We start from the raw sequence: 16,939 nt of genomic DNA, 5'->3' as shown, positions 1-16,939 counted from the left end.
CGTATGAGCATCATTGTTGGTGTTGATCTTGGGACAACCTTTTCGGCTGTCGCATTCGTTCGTGATGGCACGCCTGTGATCCTCGCCAATGACGAGGAACGCATTCTGCCCTCAGTGGTCGGACTCGGGCCAGATGAGCAACTCCTTGTCGGTACCCCCGCCCGGAATCAGTATGTGCTCTATCCCGAGCGCACGATCCGGTCGATCAAACGCCAGATGGGTCAGGATATCCAGGTCGAACTCGGTAGCCGTAGTTATACCCCGCAACAGATTTCAGCCTTGATCCTCCGTGAAATGAAACGTGTTGCCGAGAGCCAACTCGGGACACCGGTCGAACGGGCGGTGATTACTGTCCCGGCCTATTTCTCGGATGCAGCACGCCAGGCGACCCGCGAAGCCGGTGAGATTGCTGGGTTTACGGTTGAGCGCATTATCAACGAGCCGACCGCAGCCGCGCTTGCCTATGGGCTTGACCGCAACGATGAGCGCCAGATGGTTGCCGTCTATGATCTCGGTGGGGGCACCTTCGATGTGTCGATCATCGAACTCGATAGTGGGGTGATCGAGGTGCGCTCGAGTCACGGCAATACCCAACTTGGTGGCGATGACTTCGATGAACGCCTCCGCGATCTGCTGATCGAGCGTTTTGTCGCTGCCCACGAGGTTGATGTGCGCCAGGACGCACGGGCGATGGCACGCCTCTTACGGGTTGCCGAAGAGACGAAGATTGAGCTCTCGAGCCGCCCGTTCGTCAAGGTGCAAATCGAGTACTTGATGACGGTGGATGGCAAGGCGTTGCATCTTGAGACCGAAATCCAGCGCACCGAGTTTGAAGAGGTGATCAGCGCTTTGATCGAGGGCACGATTCAATCGCTTGATGATGCACTCAAAGATGCCCAGATCCGTGCCGAGCAACTCGATAAGGTGCTCTTTGTTGGTGGCAGTACGCGCATTCCTCTCGTTTGGGAGATGGTACGCAGTCATACTGGCATCGAGCCGGCCGTTGCGATCAATCCCGACGAGGCTGTGGCGCTTGGCGCGGCTGTGCAGGCGGCGATCATCGCGGGTGAGCCACTCGATGCGATCCTTGTTGATGTCACCTCACATTCGCTCGGCATTGAAATTGCCGACTATATGATGGGCCAGCTTGTCACTGACATCTACAGTGTCATCATTCCCCGCAATACCACCGTGCCAACCTCGCGCTCAGAGATCTATAGCGCGATGCATCCCGCCCAGACGGCGATCAACCTCAAGATCTATCAGGGTGAACACGCCACGGCCTCGAAAAATACCCTGCTCGGGGAGTTTATGTTTGAAGATCTGCGCCCCGAAATTCCGGGTGAAGTGCCACGCATTACGGTGCAGTTCGACTTTGATATCAATGGAATCTTGCACGTCTCGGCGGTCGATCGCGGCAGTGGCAAAAAGATCAACGCCAATGTGCGTGCCGCCCACGCACGCCTAAGCCCGGCTGAGATCGCGGGTGCGCGCGTTGGCCTCGAAGAGCTTGAGTCCCGTGAGATTACCGCACTCCTTGAGAATTTCGAAGACGAAGACGAGAGCTTTGTGCTCAGCGAAGAGGCTTTTAGTCTGCTCGAAAAGGCCCGCACCGCGCTGGAAGCCAATCCGGAGCATACGGATCTCGCCAAAGCCGTTGCCGACCTCGAGCGCGTTGCGACCAGTGGCGATGAGGCCGCGATTGACGAGGCCGCCGACGCCTTGCTTGACCTGCTCTACGAGCTCGAGGATTGAGCGACGGCTGTCGTCGCTATTCGTCGGCAAAAAGGCGTTCGAGCACCGCACGGGTCATTAGCAGATAGGTCATATGGAGATCATTGGTCGTCTCGGCCGGCGACGGTCCGTATCGCCGAAGCATGGTCGAGGCGACACCTGGCGCAACAATATGCGGGGCGACCCCGGCAAATTCGGGGCCGCACACATCAAAGCTCTCCAGCAGATCTTCCAGGGCTGGCACCCGCTCGGTCGGGGTATCGGGCAGATGCATCTCTGTGGCCGTATCGGCACGCCGCGCCCGTAGATCCTCGATAATCCGCTCTTTGCTTCGCCCGCGCAGCGTGAAGACGAGAAAAGGGTCTTCGTCAAAACGCTCGCCGAGCAAATAATAGACGGCCGCAATGTGCTTGCACGGCTTTGCATAATCAGGGCACGAGCAACTGGTCTGCAGATCATGCACGCTCTGGGGAAAGAGGGAAACCCGCGCATTGGCAAAAGCCTGTTCGATCTCGCGCGGCATTTCACCCGCCAATAGACGCGCCGTGAAGATCGCTTGATCAGCCATTGAGTCAATGACCCGATCCCACTGCGCATCGCTCAACGGCAAGACCGAGATCGAGACTCGATACGGCGTTGCCCGTGACCCCTGCACCCGCGCCGTGACATACCCCAGGCTCACATCAATGTTCAAGACGGCACGCTCACGGGCGTAGTCTTGCCCACGGATCAGACGATTGCCATACCCGAAACTCTCAAGCACATCAATCCATCGCCTGGCCCACCACGACTCGCCAAAATCACCTTGCTGGCTTCGCGCAATAATGCCATCGGCGGGCAAGCGAGGGCGCGTGTCGCCCCGTGACACAATGCGATGATCAGGCCTGATCCGCGTCGTCCGTGCAGGCCGCAGATCACTATGGCCTCCGCTTGAACCACGGTCAGTGCGCCGCCCCTGACGGGCCGAACGCGTCGTTCCAACCCGCGCTGTGCGTTCGCGCACCTCGCTGCTCCTGGTCGGTGGGGCAGAGCGTTCGGCAGAGAGGCCTTGCTTGCCTCCTGAGGGTGTCTTCTCACGCTGTGACGCGCTGGATGCCCGTGATGGGGTGCCCTCGTCTTGCGCCTGCTTGCTCCGTCGACGGGGTGAACGGCGTTGACGGCGTGAACCTGTGCGCTCCGAACGGGACTGCTCGGCTTGTCCAGCAGGAGGCGAAGCAACCGTGGTTTCAACCTGCCTGGCCGACACGTGCTCGGCCGTATCCTGGTTGCTCCCGCTCTGAGCCTCGGGCGAACGAGGCCGACGACGGCGACGACGGCGCGAACGGTGCTGAGGTTCCCCTTCCACCGTCGGGTGGGCCGGATCGGCCGGATGTGTCTGACGAGCTTGCTTCACGGCTTGTTTTTGATGTTTCTTTTGCTCATTTTGCGGATGCGGTTGCTGATGTTCTTTTCGATCCTCAGGTGCATCATCAGTTCGGGCTTGCACTCGACGACGGGGTCTAGGCATAACGACATAACTCCCTATGCATCACTCACTTCTTCCTGCCGCAGCGCAACTAGTTCACGCAGTTGATCGGTATTCAACTCGGTGAGCCAACTCTCACCGGTGCCAAGCACCTGCGCGACAAGGTTTCGCTTGCTTTCGATCATGGCATCAATCTTCTCTTCGAGTGTGCCACTACAGACAAACTTATGGACCTGAACATTCCGGATCTGACCGATGCGGAACGCCCGGTCAGTCGCCTGATCTTCGACGGCTGGGTTCCACCAGCGATCAAAATGAAAAACGTGGTTGGCGTGGGTCAGATTGAGCCCGGTGCCACCTGCTTTCAGCGAGAGGAGCAAGATGGGCGGCCCTTCAGCGGCTTGAAACCGACGCACCATCGCATCACGTTCACGGGCGGGGGTGCCACCGTGAAGAAAGAGGGTCTGGGTGTGCAACTGTTCAGCAAGATGGGCCGTCAACAGGTGGCCCATTTCGGCAAACTGGGTAAAGATCAGCGCCCGATCATCGGCGGCGAGAACCTCCTCCAGCATCTCTTCGAGGCGCATCAATTTGCCCGAACGCCCCTCCAACGCCGATCCATCTTTCAAAAAGTGGGCCGGATGATTGCAGATCTGTTTGAGCCGGGTCAACATCGCGAGCACCAAGCCCCGGCGACGGGCCTGTTCGCCCTCACTGTCAGCCAGATCGATCTGTTCAAGCGCATCACGTACCGTCGCCTCATAGAGCGTTGCCTGCTCACGCGTGAGCGGTACATAGATCTTCATTTCAATCTTATCGGGCAGATCGCTAATAATCGTCGGGTCACTCTTGAGGCGACGCAAAATAAAGGGCCCGGTCAGGCGCCGCAGGCGTTCAGCAACCTGCGCGTCGCCAGTCCGTTCAATCGGGCGAGCAAAGGTGCGGCGAAACTCGGTCTCACCCCCCAAATAGCCAGGATTGAGAAACGCCATGATGCTCCAGAGTTCAGTGAGCCGATTTTCCACCGGCGTCCCGGTCAGGGCAATGCGCGTCTCGGCCCGCAACGCCCGTGCGGCCTGCGCCTGACGGGTATCGCTATTTTTGATATTCTGCGCCTCATCAAGCACCGCCAGACGCCATTTGATCGGCGTCAGACTCTCACGATCGCGGGTCAACAACTGGTAACTTGTCACAACGAGATCATAGTTAGCAACAGCGGCGGCCAGTTCTTTGCCCCGCAGACGGCCCACCCCCTGATGGACAAGTACCCGCAGCGCAGGAGCAAAACGAGCGACTTCACGCTGCCAGTTGCCTACCACCGAGGTTGGACAAATGAGCAGGGTCGGCCCACCGGCAGGGCGGGTTGCCCGTTCGTGCAGCAAGAGCGCGATCGTCTGCAGCGTCTTGCCCAGGCCCATATCATCGGCGAGGCACGCGCCGAGGCTATAGCGACGCATAAAACTCAACCACGAAAACCCGCGGCGCTGGTACGGGCGCAACTCACCGTGCAGGTCATCAGGCTGGGGCAACTCTTCCAACTGCTGAGAACTCGACAGATCGCGTAACAGTTCACCGAGGGCACCATCAGCTTCTAGGCCCCCAAAGGCCACCCCACCCGGCAATGGTTCAGTCGCGCCACCGAGCCCCATGCGCAGCGCCTCGGCGACCGTCATCTGCCCACCCTGTTCAAAGAGGGTCAAGGCCTGGCGTGCCTGTTCAGGATCGAGCACAATCCACTCGCCACGCACCTGCACCAGGGGCTGTTTCAAGGCCACCAGTTGCTCGAACTCGGCGCGATCGATAGGATGGTCACCCACACTCAATTCCCAACGAAAACTGACCATGCTCTCGAAACTCAGGTGCCCGGGCAGTTCAGAACGCTCGGCTTTGCGTCGTTTGCCCTCGGTAGGCGTTGTTCGGGCACGCGCACGCAGGCGGCCCGCGCCGCCCCACCAGGCAGGCACGAGCATCCCAAAGCCACTCTGTTCGAGCAACGGGGCCGCATCCTTTAGGAACGCAAAGGCCTCATTGATCGTCAGGCTCGCCGCTTCGGGTGCTTTGCTATGGAGGCTACGCTCGATCGCGGGTACAAAACGTGCCGCAAACCCAAGCCCGCGCAGCAAACGCTCCTGAGGTTGTGCAAAGCGCCGATCAAGAAAGGTGAACTCCTGACCGCGTTCACGCCAGATCTGCGTAGCTGACACAAGCAAACTCGGATCATCCACGGCCTGCAGCAGATACTTGAGCGACCATGGTGCCACCGGATCGGCAGGCGGCTCGAGGCGGAAGGTAATCCGAAAGATCTCATCACCAGCCACGTGCTCAGGGCCGACCCACTCTTGCCAGGCCTTGAGCAACTCATCGGCGGGTGATCCAGCCAGTTTCAGCACGGGATCGGGGCCAAGCAAGGCCATCATCCAGGCCGTACCTGGGGTCACGGGAGCCTGCCGCCAGGTTTCCAGTTTCTGAGCGGTAGCCGCGTCGGCGGCGGCGAGATCGCGAATAGCGGCATCAGCCATCGTTGCGAGAAACGAGTCAACGAGGGCACGCGGTGCAGGGGCGGCCTCGACGCGATCCACAAACGCCCGACAGAGCGGTGGCAAAGCGCGGGCAAGCGCGGCAACCTTGGCGGCTGTTGCCGGCATGGGGCGTGGCTGCCAGAAGGCCCGCACACGTGGCCCCTCACGCACCAAGGCAGGCAAGATCTGCTGGCCAGCGACGACTTCCATCGCCAGCAACGCACCCGCACGCCATGCCTGAAGATCGGCCCCGAGATCGTGACGATGGGCCAGTTCGAGCAACAATTCAAGCGCCTGAACCGGCGTCAAGAGCAAGCCACGCATGCGCCAGGATGCCAGACGCGGCTGCCCTTCTGGGGCCTCAACGCCCGCATTGCGCAATTCACGGAGCGGCAACGGCATCCGGCCAAGCGACGGCAACCAGATGATGCGATCACGATCCGGAGGCAGTGTTGCGCACGAAGGCAACGACGCGACTTGTTCGTACAGCGCCTCAGTCACCAGTTGAAACGGATGCATCTGCACCCGTGCCCGCCGACTCCGCCGTACCGAAGGGGTTGCCTGCTCACCCCAGAAAAAAAACAGCCGTTCAGCCACCAGCCAGGTGCCATGAAAAATCGCGGTCATTCGTTCTCAAGCCTTACAGGTATAGAGCGATCCTACACGATCAGACCTCACGCCCGACTGCCCTCGGCTCGACAGGAGCGAGGGAGGTACAGACCTGGGGAGGTGATCAGATCACAGCGACGGCAACGTACATCAGCAACGTCTCATGACTCATAGATACGAGCGAGGCCACGTGCCGTCTGCCGAAAAAGTTCCACCAGTTCGGGTGGTTCGTACACGATACATGCATCGCCATAGCGCAGCAGTATCTGTCGGGTCTGCCAGAGATTTGTCACCCGCGCCGTCACCTCGGCGCTGCCATCGTCGCGATAGTCAATCTGGGCCTCGGGAAAAGCGACAGCCACATCGCGGCGACGAGCCACCTGAGGGAGCAACTGGTAGCGCAGGTCATATGAAGGTGGCAACATGCGTACCTGTGGCAGCATCGTGGGCAGAACCTCCACTGTCCCAGTCACAATCCGGTCAAGCCGATAATCAATCGCCGCATGGCGGGTCTCAGCACCGCGGGGGGCAACGTCAAGCAGGGTTGCATCAAGATACCCGTGACCTTCGGGGCGAAAGGTAATCCCATACGGTGCCACGCGGTGGCGACGGGGAAGCGCAAGATCAAAGATACCGAGATACGCAAAACTCAACTCGCGCCGTTCTTCAATCGCCTGCTTGACCAGGGCCAGGGTCTGTGGATGAACCGACGCAGCCGTACCACCAACATTCAAACGCAACGCACTACGGCGGCGCCGATGCTGTTGCTGGCGAGCGGGTGGCAATAAAAGCACCACTCGCTCAAGCAGATCGCGCAGATTCGCGTGTTCAGACAAGCCACTCGCTTCAGGGAAACTTGCCTCAAGGAAGGCTAAAGCCTCCATGCACGTATCAGGCAGATCAAGCAGCGCAAGTTCACCGAGATCCACCAGATGGTACTGATGGGTCACCCGGTCATAGCGGATCGCACAACCATACTCGCCTTTGAGGGCATCAAAGTCGTGCTTGAGGGCTGCTGATGCTGCCTCAGGGTAACCCTGACTTCCGAGTTCAGCGTTGATCGCTTCGATCAGCGTTGTGCTTCTAGCAGGGCCACGTAACAACGTACGCACCAGCAGTAGCCGCCGCCGAAAGGTCAGCCAGGAACTCCGTTTAATACCGCCGCCGCTCGGGGTGGTCATAGGTGCCATGTCCCCTCGTAACGCGCTACTCGACCTATTGTACCACATTCTGTGCGCACGCGCTTATGCTGGCACCGCACCATGCCCTCCCCCGCCCACGAGCAGGGGGTTGAGGCCTGTGGCCCCAACCCCCTGCTCAAACAAAACCTCCACAAGATGTAGGGAAAATATCAGCCTTTTGGCCTTATCTAAACAGAAGCCATTTGCTACACTATGAGTATACGTATTACAGATATAAATTCGAGGAGTCAGATGATGCTGCGTACAATGTTGCTTGCATTGCTACTCTCACTTTCTTTGCTGGTAGGTTGTGGCTCAGATCAGAGTCGTGCTCTGGAGGCGCAGGCGCAACCCCAAGTGGTGTTGGAGGCGGTTTTTGCGCCCCAAGACCACGCAGGGCTGGCCGGTCGCGCCGAGGTGCAACCAGCCTCGCTTGTAGGCGTTGCCAAGGCGGTGCCTCAAAGCCTGCACGGATCAATGAAACCAGTTAAGGAACCGTGACGGCTCCCAAGCCCGAGGGCTTGGGCTTCAGAGACTGCCGCCCCAGTCTCGTGCTCCATGGAGCACATGGGTGGGGTGTGGCCTTTGGATGCACGTGGCTGTGCTGGCGCTCAGGTTGGCTCCTTCCGCCGAACCAATTGCGCCACATGACCTTGAACCTTTTACCGAGCGGAGGATTGCCCGCTCGAACTGGCAAGGCTCACTTGTTCAGGTGCGAACACCCATGCCTATTATAGGCGTAGCACGTCCGTTCGTCAAGGGGCGAAAGCCGCTGAAGCGCCTAAAGGCGCGCATCTGTAAAAACGTACCTACGCGCATCTTGTCGAGAGCCAGATCGCATGCTATGCTCTAAGCATACCGAGATGTGCTGAAGACACATCATTGGAGCAACAGCATGGCTCGACAACAGGTGTTGATCACTGGCGCTACCGATGGCATCGGCCTGGCGCTCGCCCAGATCTATCTGGCGCGAGGTGTGCGCGTCATCGCGGTTGGGCGCCGGCCCGCTTCGGCGATCCCAGCCGTATTGCGCTCTGACTATTGCCGCGTTGATCTCACGCAACCCTTTGCCGCCACGCTTGTGGCGGCATTGCTCCGTCAGCGTCACGTGCATACACTCGATCAACTTATTCATTGTGCCGGTGTAGGTTCGTATGGGCCTCTTATGGTACAAACCCCAGCTGAACTTGATGCGTTGTTGCAGACGAATTTGTATGCGCCTATCGCCCTTACCCACGCGCTGCTCCCGCTCTTGAGCGCGGCCCAGGGGCGTATCGTTTTCATTGGCTCGGTTGCGGCTGGCTTACCTGTGCCAGCGTATGCCGTTTATGGGGCAACCAAAGCTGCGCTCGAGGGATTTGCCCGGAGTTTGCGGGTGGAATTAGCTGGTCACGTGATGGTTCAGGTGATCCATCCTGGGGCGACCCGTACCGCTATGCATCGCAAAGTTGGTGCGCCACTCGATCAGATCGGGTGGCAACGCTTCCCGCCGCCCGAACGGGTGGCTCGTCAGCTTGTGCGCGCCAGCGAACGTGGCACCGCCGTTGCAACGCTTGGCGCAGGTAATCGCCTCATTCGTTTTGCCGGGATCTATCTGGGGAAGTCTGTTGAACGGGTTATCCGTACCCGCACGATCCGCCAAGCTTCTACGCCCGCTCAGCCACCAGTTGTTGCCCCACCTCAAGGTGTCTGTCACTGTGTCGTGACAGGCGGAGCCGATGGCATTGGACGAGCAATTGCCGAGCGTTATGCCACTGAGGGATGGACCGTGACGCTCATCGACCGTGATCGGGCACGGGCAGATGAAACAGCCCGCGTTATGCGTGCGCAGGGGGCAGCCGTTACGGTCATCGAAGCAGATCTGATCCAAGCCGCTGATCGCGACCGGGCGCTGCAGCAACTAGCTGATTTGCCAGCAGCCGATGTCTTTGTGCATAGTGCCGGAATCAGCCTGGTCGGACGGTTTGCCCAAAGCGATCTTACCCGTCAACAAACCGTGCTTGAGCTCAATCTGCACGCCCCGATGCATCTGACGGCAGGCTTGCTCAGGCATAACCTGCTTGCCCCGGGCGCAACGCTGGTGATGATCGCCTCGCTTTCTGTCTATACGGGCTATCCAGGGGCGGCAGTCTATGCCGCCAGCAAAGATGGCCTCTCCGCGTATGCCCGTAGTCTTCGGGTTGCCCTCTCTCCACAGGGTCTCAATGTATTGACCGTCTATCCTGGCCCCACGCGCACTGCTCATGCCCGACGTTACAGCCCGGATAATCGCCGCGAACGACGGCGGATGCCACCTGCGCATCTGGCGAATCTTATTGTTGCAGCGGTGCAACGGCGCGCAACGAGCCTTATTCCAGGTAGCGCCAATCGGTTGCTTGCCACCAGCGGCCGGTTTTTTCCTTCGCTTACCGAAACATTGATGCAACAGGCTATCCTCAAGAAGCTACCAGTGACAGGAATGCTTTCAAACCAGGAATGAGGAGACAATCAACTATGTACAGTGCGTTGATGCAACCGCTCGTCCAGGCGCTCGTTGATGGCGATCAGGCGACGGCTGTCGCACAGACCCACCAGCTTCAGGCGGCAGGTCTTGCCCGTGAAGCGATCATCAATGCGGGCATTGAAGTCGCTATGACCCAGTTGGATGCTCGGTGTACCGTCGAGCAGTTCAATCTGCTCGAGATTATGCTGGCGGGCCGGGCTGTGATGAGCGTGATGAAAGTGCTCTATCCGAGCGATGCCGCGATGTTGCCGTCGCAAGGGACGATCATTCTGGCCAGCCTGGAGGGCGATGTCCACGATCTGGGCAAGAATATCCTCAAAATGATCTTGACCGCGAAAGGCTATCGCGTGGTGGATTGTGGCAAAGATTGCCCCGTTGAGCGTTTGATCGCGACGGCACGCCAGGAAGCGCCGCTCGCTGTCGGTATCAGCGGGCTGATCACCACGGTGATCCCACAGGTACGCCAAGTGCGAACGAAAATGCATGCCCTTGGCCTCACCCAAATCAAAGTGATGGCTGGCGGGGCGGCGCTCAAGCAGGCGACCGCTGCCAGTTTGCAGGTTGATTTTATCGGCGAAACGGCCTTTGATTGCCTCCATTATGTCGAAACCCTCTCAGGAGGCGCGTTATGAATAGTCTTGAACGCATTCACGCTGCCCTTCATTTCCAACCCCATGATCGGGTGCCCGTCATCGCCCAGGTCTTTGGTCATGCGGCGATCCTGGCTGGGGTTGACTTGAAGACCTATGTGCAAGATGGCGCGGTGCTCGCCGCATGTCAACGCGGTGCCCTTGCCTACTATGATTACGACGCCGTCTTTGCCTTGATGGACACGAGCGTGGAGACCGAGGCGGTCGGTTCGGTCTTGGCCTATCGAACGAATGCCTATCCAACCGTCCAAACCTATGTGTTTGCCAAGCGCGACGACCTTGCGCAGCTGCATCTGCCTGATCCACAGCGCGACGGACGGATGCCAGAATTGCTGAAGGCGATCCAGATCTTGCGTCAAGCTGTGGGTGACGAGGTGCTCGTGGTTGGCTGCGTGGTTGGGCCGATGACCCTGGTCAGCCAGTTGATGAGCCTCCAGGAGGCGCTCTACCTCGCGATTGATGCGCCCGAGCAGTTTATCCAGTTACTTGACTTTGCCACCAGGGTGATCATCCGCTTTGGGCTGGCCCAAATTGAAGCCGGGGCTCATCTTCCAATCATTTTTGATCCGGCATCCTGCCCCGAGGTTATTCCCGTTGGCTTCTTCCGCGAACTCATCCTTCCCCGCCTCAAAACGATCGTTAGCACCTTCACGCAGGCCGGGGCCATCTGTAACTGGCTGCATGTCGCTGGGAATGCGACCACGATTTTACCGTTCTATCCCGAGGCAGGCGTTGCAATTGCGAATTTCGATTTTTGCGTCGATCCCGCACGGGCGATGCAGGCTCTGCCACAGACCTGTCTGGACGGCAATCTCAAGCCGCTCGCCTTTGTTGATGCGTCGCCAGCCTTCATCGCTGACGAAGCGACGCACCTGTTGCAACACTTTGCCCAACGGGGAGGCTTTATCCTCTCTTCTGGCTGTGAGATTCCACTCGAAGCACGCCCAGAGAATATTACCGCGCTGGTGCAGGCTGTACGTTAGGAGTTTGTGCATTCCATTTTCTGATGATTTGACGCAAAGCCGCAAAGCCGCAAAGAGAGAAGCATTCTAGATGCCGGTTGTAACGATCAAACTGGATGAGGGTGAACGACATCTTCCCTTTGAACCTGGCGTGTCGCTGCGCGAGATCCTCGACACGACCGATATCCGGGTGCGCACGGCGTGCCGCGGCATCGGTGCCTGCGGTCTTTGTCGCGTTCAGATCGAAGCCGGTGACGCCGGTGAGCCAATGCCGAGTGAGTATCTGCATCTGGACGATGCTGAACTCGCCAGGGGCTACCGGCTCGCCTGTCAGATCATGCCCACCTCGGATCTGCAGGTGACCATCCTCGCCCGGAGTCCGGCCTCGGCCTGGCGCAATCTGCCTCTGGCGAACCGACGTTTTGACTATCTGTCTACCTTTCCCCGCCGCAAGGTGACCCCGAAGATGCTTAGCCCCTATGGTGTTGCCATTGATCTCGGGACAACCCATATCAGCCTTGCGCTCCATACGCTCATTGGGCATCAATGTCTGGCAGGGCGCTATGGGCTGAATCCCCAAATAGCCGTCGGCTCAGATGTGATTACCCGTCTGGCCGCAGCGACTGAAGATACGGAACAGGCCCGTCATCTGCGTGACCTGGCTGTGAACGGCATTGCCGAGGCGCTCTTTGATCTTGGCCTGAGAGAAGGGCTCAACCTCGAACAGATTATCCGGCTCACCCTGGTTGGCAATACCGCGATGCTCGCCCTTTTGTCAGGGCGCAACTATGCCCAGTTGCTTCACCCGCGTTATTGGATGCAAGCGATTGATTGCTTGCCCGAAGATCCGCGGATCTGGATCGACCCGTGGGGCCTTCATCCCGAGGCCGAGATCGTCATCATTCCACCGCTGGCCGGGTTTGTTGGTTCTGATCTGCTGGCTGGCGTACTCACCATGAACCTGACCGATACGAGTGAGCCAGCGCTCTTGATTGATTTTGGCACCAATTCAGAAATGGCGCTTTGGGACGGCACAACCCTCTGGGTCACCTCGGCCGCAGGGGGGCCAGCTTTTGAGGGGAGTGGCCTGCGCTGTGGAATGCCAGCCGAACCAGGGGCGATCTATCGCGTCGCGTTCCGCGATGGGATGATCGAACCCTCGGTGATTGCTGATACCGCCCCGCGTGGCATCTGTGGCTCGGGACTGGTTGATCTCATTGCCAACCTGATCAGCGCCGACCTCCTAACTAGCGTTGGCCGGTTTGCGCCGCAAGTTCCCAACGAAGGGGTGTTCATTGCCCACGGCGAACGCAACATTGTGCTGACCCGCAATGATGTTGACCTCTTTCAACGCGCCAAAGCCGCCATTGGCACAGGATGTCAGGTCTTGCTGCGCGAGGCAGGCTTGGTCGCCCAGGATCTCGGGCGCATCTGTCTTGGCGGTGCCTTCGGGCATTTTCTTGATGTTCGCAATGCCCAGGCCATCGGCTTGCTGCCGAATATCAATCCAGATCGCGTTGAACTCTATGGCAACACGGCCTTGCTCGGGTGCGAAGATCTGCTCCGTTCACCAGTCGCATGCGAACACCTGACGACTCTGCGCGCCCGGACAACGATGATCAACCTGGGCCAATGTGATGATTTTGACGAGCTCTTTCTCGAAAACCTCTTCCTTCAGCCATCGTGAAGCAGGCATGTGATGTCTAGGCACTGGCCCAACCAGCAAGGCTATCTCAATACAGCGCTTAGAACAGTGCAGTACCTCGCCAGTTTGACTGTCCAGCAAGATATCTGGAGTGAGGTTGGCAAAGTGTTCGTCAATTTTTGGGGTGCCGATGTCGTCGCCTTCGGTCGAGTGCAAGACGAGGGAAGCATCGCTTACCATCACTCGATCTTTGCCGATCAAGATTTTAGGGCCAACCTGACGAGCCAGATCGCACTGCTCAACCGCATCGTTGCGCACGAGCAGAGCATTGGGGCCGAGGTGCAGGAGGCAGTCCAGGAAGTCTTTGAGAGTGGCTTTTTCGCCTCACGGATCGTAGCGACACCTGAACCCTTATCGCTCGCATTTTTACCCGTGAATCAGGAAAACCAGATCACAGCGGTACTGCTGGTGGGCTATCGCACCGCCGAGCCGTTCCCCCGCGAGTTGCTCAACATCTACCTAGCGATGACGGTTCTTCTTGGCACGACTGCAACCCGGCTCGCTTCAGAGATCGAAATCCGCCAACACCGCGAACACCTTGAAAACCTGGTCAAAGAACGCACAACCAGACTGATCGCGATCAATGAGCGCCTGCAACAAGAGATTGCCGAACGCAAGCGGGCCGAGCAAATCATCAAAGAGATGGCCTATCAAGATGCGCTGACGGGTCTCCCCAACCGCCGTCTCTTCAATGACCGCCTTGCGATTGCGATGGCCAATGCCCAGCGCAAACAGCAGCAACTGGCCGTGATGCTGCTCGACATTGATCGCTTCAAACAGATCAACGACACCCTCGGTCACAGCGTTGGCGACCAGTTATTGCAAGCACTAGGCCAACGTCTTTCGACGCTTATTCGTCGAAGTGATACCGCGGCCCGTCTCGGCGGTGATGAGTTTATCCTGATCTTGACCGAAATCATCACCGTTCAGAATGCAACCACTATTGCCGAGAAGATCCAGGCTGCTTTACACAAGGATTTCTACCTGGATAACCACAGGCTCACCATTACCAGCAGCCTGGGCATCGCTCTTTTCCCTGATGATGGAACCGATGCCGAAACCCTGCTGAAGCATGCCGATAGCGCGATGTATCAGGCCAAAGAAGCCGGATATGGTGAATATCGCTCCTGGCAGCTCGCAAAGCACCGATAGGCATTGGCTTTAGTCCCACGGCACAGGCACATACCGTGACGCCGACGGTGTGGATATATAGAGGCTGGCTTCGCCAAGTTCAGCCAGCGCCCGTACCCCCGCAACATTCCCGATCCATCTGGCGTCGTACAGGCAGACAGAAACAACGGCAACGGGAGCCACAGGGCTGCCGAGACGTTACAGAAGGAGTGAACACAATGGATATTCGACGCATTACGCGGAGCCGCAATGAGCGTGTGGTGGCGGGCGTTGCTGGCGGTCTGGGAGCTTTTTTCAATATCGACCCGATGTTTGTCCGGCTGGCCTTCATTGTCCTGGCGTTTATCAATGGCATCGGCGGCGTCCTCTATCTTGTGCTCTGGCTGATTGTGCCCAACGAAGATAGCCTGACGGCAGGCCGGACGACGGTGCAAGAGGCTGCCGATGAGATGAGGATCTTTGTGGAAAACCTGGTCAACCAGATCCGCAGCGCGTTTCAGCGTTAGAAATTTCATTTGTAAAAACGACCAGGCTTCGCTGGTCGTTTTTACAAATGCTGATTGGATGCCAGCCCCCCCTGAACATTTGACCAACAGCCGTGTTTCAGCTATGCTGATGGCACTATGAAGTTGCCATTTCGCGCCATACCTGTGCTCTTGATGACGCTGATTCTGGTGGTTGCCTGTGCGGCGCCACCACCGCCTGCCCCTACGCCGGTGGTTGAGATGCCACCCACAGCTACCGTTGTGGCAACCCCAACTTTCACCCCGCCTGAACAACCGGTTGCGACCAGTGAACCCGAACCAACCATGTTGCCCACAGCGACACCCGAACCCCGCGATCCGCTCTTTGATCCGCGGCGGCTCAGCTATGCCCATCATTTCAATGGGGCCGAGATCCAGGCCTTGCTGGAAACGTACGGCAGCCCGGTACGTGACATGCGTTTTCAGATCGGCAGTCGCTCGCACTCTTTCACTGATGTGCTCTATAGCCTCACGACGCTCTATAGCATCAATCCACAGCTGCTGCTTGCGCTGATGGATATGCAGAGCGGATTAGTGCGCAACCCATCGGCTGGGCCTGAGCAATTCGCTGCGGCAATGGGCTTCCGTGGTGAAAACCAGGGCGTGTATGGGCAAATGCGCCGTGCTGCTCGTGAAGTACGGGCCGCTGTACGCGAGTATGCGTTGCGGGGTGACAATCCACCGCCTGCCCTGGTCTTTGCCGATGGAAGCCGCCAGGAGGTCACTGGCGAGATCGCGTTCAATCGGTATGTGTTGGCCCGGATGCTGGCCCCGACGACGACCCCAGACATGCTTAGCGTGCGCATTGATCAATTCATCGCGAGTTATACGCGGCTCTTTGGTGACCCACGTGAGCCGCCGACCGACTGGCCGCCTTTGGCCGAGCCCTTCCTGAGCCGTCCGATGGAACGCAATTTCCGCGTAACCTCATTTTTTGATCACGACGCTCCCTTTTTGCGCACCAATGGTTCGGTTCACACCTTCTGGGGGCGTGAAGAGACCGATAGCGCTTTTGCCTACGACGGGCATACCGGATGGGATTATGCGATGGCCCCGCCTGACAAGATTCTCGCCGCTGCAGATGGCCTGGTCACCTTTGCTGGTAACTCTGATGATGGCTGCGCAAGCGCGGCGCGGGCGGTCATTCTTGATCACGGCAATGGCTATCGAACCCTCTACTGGCATCTAGACAGCCTCAACGTCACCGCTGGACAAGAGGTCACGCAGGGCGAGGTACTTGGGATCGCTGGCGATACTGGTTGCGCGCTTGGGGCGCATCTCCACTTCCAAGTGCAGTACCTCGGGCGTGATGTTGACCCCTATGGCTGGTGCGGAAGTGGTGCAAGCCCCTGGGCAACGAGTCCTCCAGGCCAGACGAGTGTGTGGCTTTGGGCCGATATGCCCTCGCCATGTGAAGCACCGCCCCCTGGCGTCATCGTTGTTCACAATGCGAGTCCAGGGTTTTTCAGCACCGAGGCCTGGCAACCACATGAAATCGGCAATGAAGGGGGCTCTTCTTTTCTGGCCACCAATTTCGCTGGAAGCAGCAGCAGGCCCTGGCAACCGGCGAGTCTCCGCCAGGCCGAGGTGGTAATCTGGGAACCAGAACTGCCTGCGGCGGGGCGGTACCATGTCATGGCGTACATCCCGTATGCGCTGAATGGGCTTGATGAGACCCGTGAGGCCCGTTATCTGATCCGCCACCGTGACGGCGAGAGCGTGGCGGTCATTGATGCCGAGGTTGAACGCAACTGGTGGGCCGATCTGGGGATCTACGAATTTGACCCGGCCACGGCCCTGGTCAGTTCAAGCAACCTGGCGGGCGATAGTCGCCGCGGGATGTGGGCTGATGCGGTGGCGTTTGTGCCGGTGCAACCGTAATAGTTGTGGTTGGGAAACGCTCCAAGCTGTGCTTGGAGCGTTTCCCAACCACAACCTGGGTTTTGAGCCCATGGG

Annotated in this window: 12 protein-coding genes; 9 read left to right on the top strand and 3 right to left on the bottom strand. The window is 58.7% G+C overall.

The window, feature by feature from the left end:
* Window positions 1-3: 3 nt before the first annotated feature.
* Complete coding sequence (locus tag EKD05_RS05465) at window positions 4-1,755, top strand: Hsp70 family protein (protein ID WP_129671433.1); 1,752 nt, start codon at window positions 4-6, stop codon at window positions 1,753-1,755.
* A 16-nt stretch (window positions 1,756-1,771) separates the two neighbouring features.
* On the opposite strand, the gene EKD05_RS05460 is transcribed toward EKD05_RS05465, so the two are convergent.
* The 3 genes from EKD05_RS05460 to EKD05_RS05450 all read right to left on the bottom strand — a co-directional run bounded on the left by EKD05_RS05460 (window position 1,772) and on the right by EKD05_RS05450 (window position 7,508).
* Entirely contained in the window at window positions 1,772-3,241 is a 1,470-nt protein-coding gene (locus EKD05_RS05460) for an SWIM zinc finger family protein (RefSeq protein ID WP_129671432.1), read from the bottom strand.
* Window positions 3,242-3,255: 14 nt separating this feature from the next.
* Entirely contained in the window at window positions 3,256-6,345 is a 3,090-nt protein-coding gene (locus EKD05_RS05455; protein WP_129671431.1) for a DEAD/DEAH box helicase, read from the bottom strand.
* 143 nt (window positions 6,346-6,488) lie between these two features.
* Entirely contained in the window at window positions 6,489-7,508 is a 1,020-nt protein-coding gene (locus EKD05_RS05450; RefSeq protein ID WP_129671430.1) for a YafY family protein, read from the bottom strand.
* 252 nt (window positions 7,509-7,760) lie between these two features.
* Between EKD05_RS05450 and EKD05_RS05445 the strand changes: the two genes are divergently transcribed.
* The 8 genes from EKD05_RS05445 (at window position 7,761) to EKD05_RS05410 (ending at window position 16,864) form a co-directional block, all read left to right on the top strand.
* Entirely contained in the window at window positions 7,761-8,009 is a 249-nt protein-coding gene (locus EKD05_RS05445; RefSeq protein WP_129671429.1) for a hypothetical protein, read from the top strand.
* Window positions 8,010-8,403: 394 nt separating this feature from the next.
* Window positions 8,404-9,987 (top strand): SDR family oxidoreductase, encoded by a 1,584-nt coding sequence (locus EKD05_RS05440; RefSeq protein ID WP_129671428.1) that lies wholly within the window; start codon window positions 8,404-8,406, stop codon window positions 9,985-9,987.
* Between the two features lie 14 nt (window positions 9,988-10,001).
* Complete coding sequence (locus EKD05_RS05435; protein WP_129671427.1) at window positions 10,002-10,643, top strand: B12-binding domain-containing protein; 642 nt, start codon at window positions 10,002-10,004, stop codon at window positions 10,641-10,643.
* Window positions 10,640-11,644, top strand: coding sequence for a uroporphyrinogen decarboxylase family protein (locus tag EKD05_RS05430; RefSeq protein WP_129671426.1), 1,005 nt, complete (start codon window positions 10,640-10,642; stop codon window positions 11,642-11,644). Before EKD05_RS05435 ends, EKD05_RS05430 begins: the two co-directional genes overlap by 4 nt.
* Window positions 11,645-11,714: 70 nt before the next feature.
* The gene (locus tag EKD05_RS05425) at window positions 11,715-13,310 is read left to right on the top strand and encodes an ASKHA domain-containing protein (protein WP_129671425.1); all 1,596 of its coding nucleotides are present in this window, start codon (window positions 11,715-11,717) and stop codon (window positions 13,308-13,310) included.
* Window positions 13,311-13,322: 12 nt separating this feature from the next.
* On the top strand, window positions 13,323-14,480 hold the full coding sequence (locus EKD05_RS05420) for a GGDEF domain-containing protein (protein ID WP_129671424.1): 1,158 nt from the start codon (window positions 13,323-13,325) through the stop codon (window positions 14,478-14,480).
* A 197-nt stretch (window positions 14,481-14,677) separates the two neighbouring features.
* Window positions 14,678-14,965: a PspC domain-containing protein gene (locus EKD05_RS05415; protein ID WP_129671423.1), complete on the top strand. Its 288-nt coding sequence runs from the start codon at window positions 14,678-14,680 to the stop codon at window positions 14,963-14,965.
* Window positions 14,966-15,082: 117 nt separating this feature from the next.
* Window positions 15,083-16,864 carry a peptidoglycan DD-metalloendopeptidase family protein gene (locus tag EKD05_RS05410; protein ID WP_240695648.1) on the top strand — a complete coding sequence of 594 codons (1,782 nt, stop codon included), beginning with the start codon at window positions 15,083-15,085 and terminating at the stop codon, window positions 16,862-16,864.
* Window positions 16,865-16,939: the final 75 nt, after the last annotated feature.

This window comes from Candidatus Chloroploca sp. Khr17 (assembly GCF_004138165.1).
Lineage (GTDB): Bacteria > Chloroflexota > Chloroflexia > Chloroflexales > Chloroflexaceae > Chloroploca.
Note: the sequence above shows the minus strand (reverse complement) of the source record. Positions and strands in the feature narration are given on the sequence as shown.

Excerpts from the sequence above, each read along its gene's own strand:
- EKD05_RS05465 (WP_129671433.1), top strand. The coding sequence starts at position 4 with ATGAGCATCATTGTTGGTGTTGATCTTGGGACAACCTTTTCGGCTGTC.
- EKD05_RS05460 (WP_129671432.1), bottom strand. The coding sequence starts at position 3,241 with ATGCCTAGACCCCGTCGTCGAGTGCAAGCCCGAACTGATGATGCACCT.
- EKD05_RS05455 (WP_129671431.1), bottom strand. The coding sequence starts at position 6,345 with ATGACCGCGATTTTTCATGGCACCTGGCTGGTGGCTGAACGGCTGTTT.
- EKD05_RS05450 (WP_129671430.1), bottom strand. The coding sequence starts at position 7,508 with ATGACCACCCCGAGCGGCGGCGGTATTAAACGGAGTTCCTGGCTGACC.
- EKD05_RS05445 (WP_129671429.1), top strand. The coding sequence starts at position 7,761 with ATGATGCTGCGTACAATGTTGCTTGCATTGCTACTCTCACTTTCTTTG.
- EKD05_RS05440 (WP_129671428.1), top strand. The coding sequence starts at position 8,404 with ATGGCTCGACAACAGGTGTTGATCACTGGCGCTACCGATGGCATCGGC.
- EKD05_RS05435 (WP_129671427.1), top strand. The coding sequence starts at position 10,002 with ATGTACAGTGCGTTGATGCAACCGCTCGTCCAGGCGCTCGTTGATGGC.
- EKD05_RS05430 (WP_129671426.1), top strand. The coding sequence starts at position 10,640 with ATGAATAGTCTTGAACGCATTCACGCTGCCCTTCATTTCCAACCCCAT.
- EKD05_RS05425 (WP_129671425.1), top strand. The coding sequence starts at position 11,715 with ATGCCGGTTGTAACGATCAAACTGGATGAGGGTGAACGACATCTTCCC.
- EKD05_RS05420 (WP_129671424.1), top strand. The coding sequence starts at position 13,323 with ATGTCTAGGCACTGGCCCAACCAGCAAGGCTATCTCAATACAGCGCTT.
- EKD05_RS05415 (WP_129671423.1), top strand. The coding sequence starts at position 14,678 with ATGGATATTCGACGCATTACGCGGAGCCGCAATGAGCGTGTGGTGGCG.
- EKD05_RS05410 (WP_240695648.1), top strand. The coding sequence starts at position 15,083 with ATGAAGTTGCCATTTCGCGCCATACCTGTGCTCTTGATGACGCTGATT.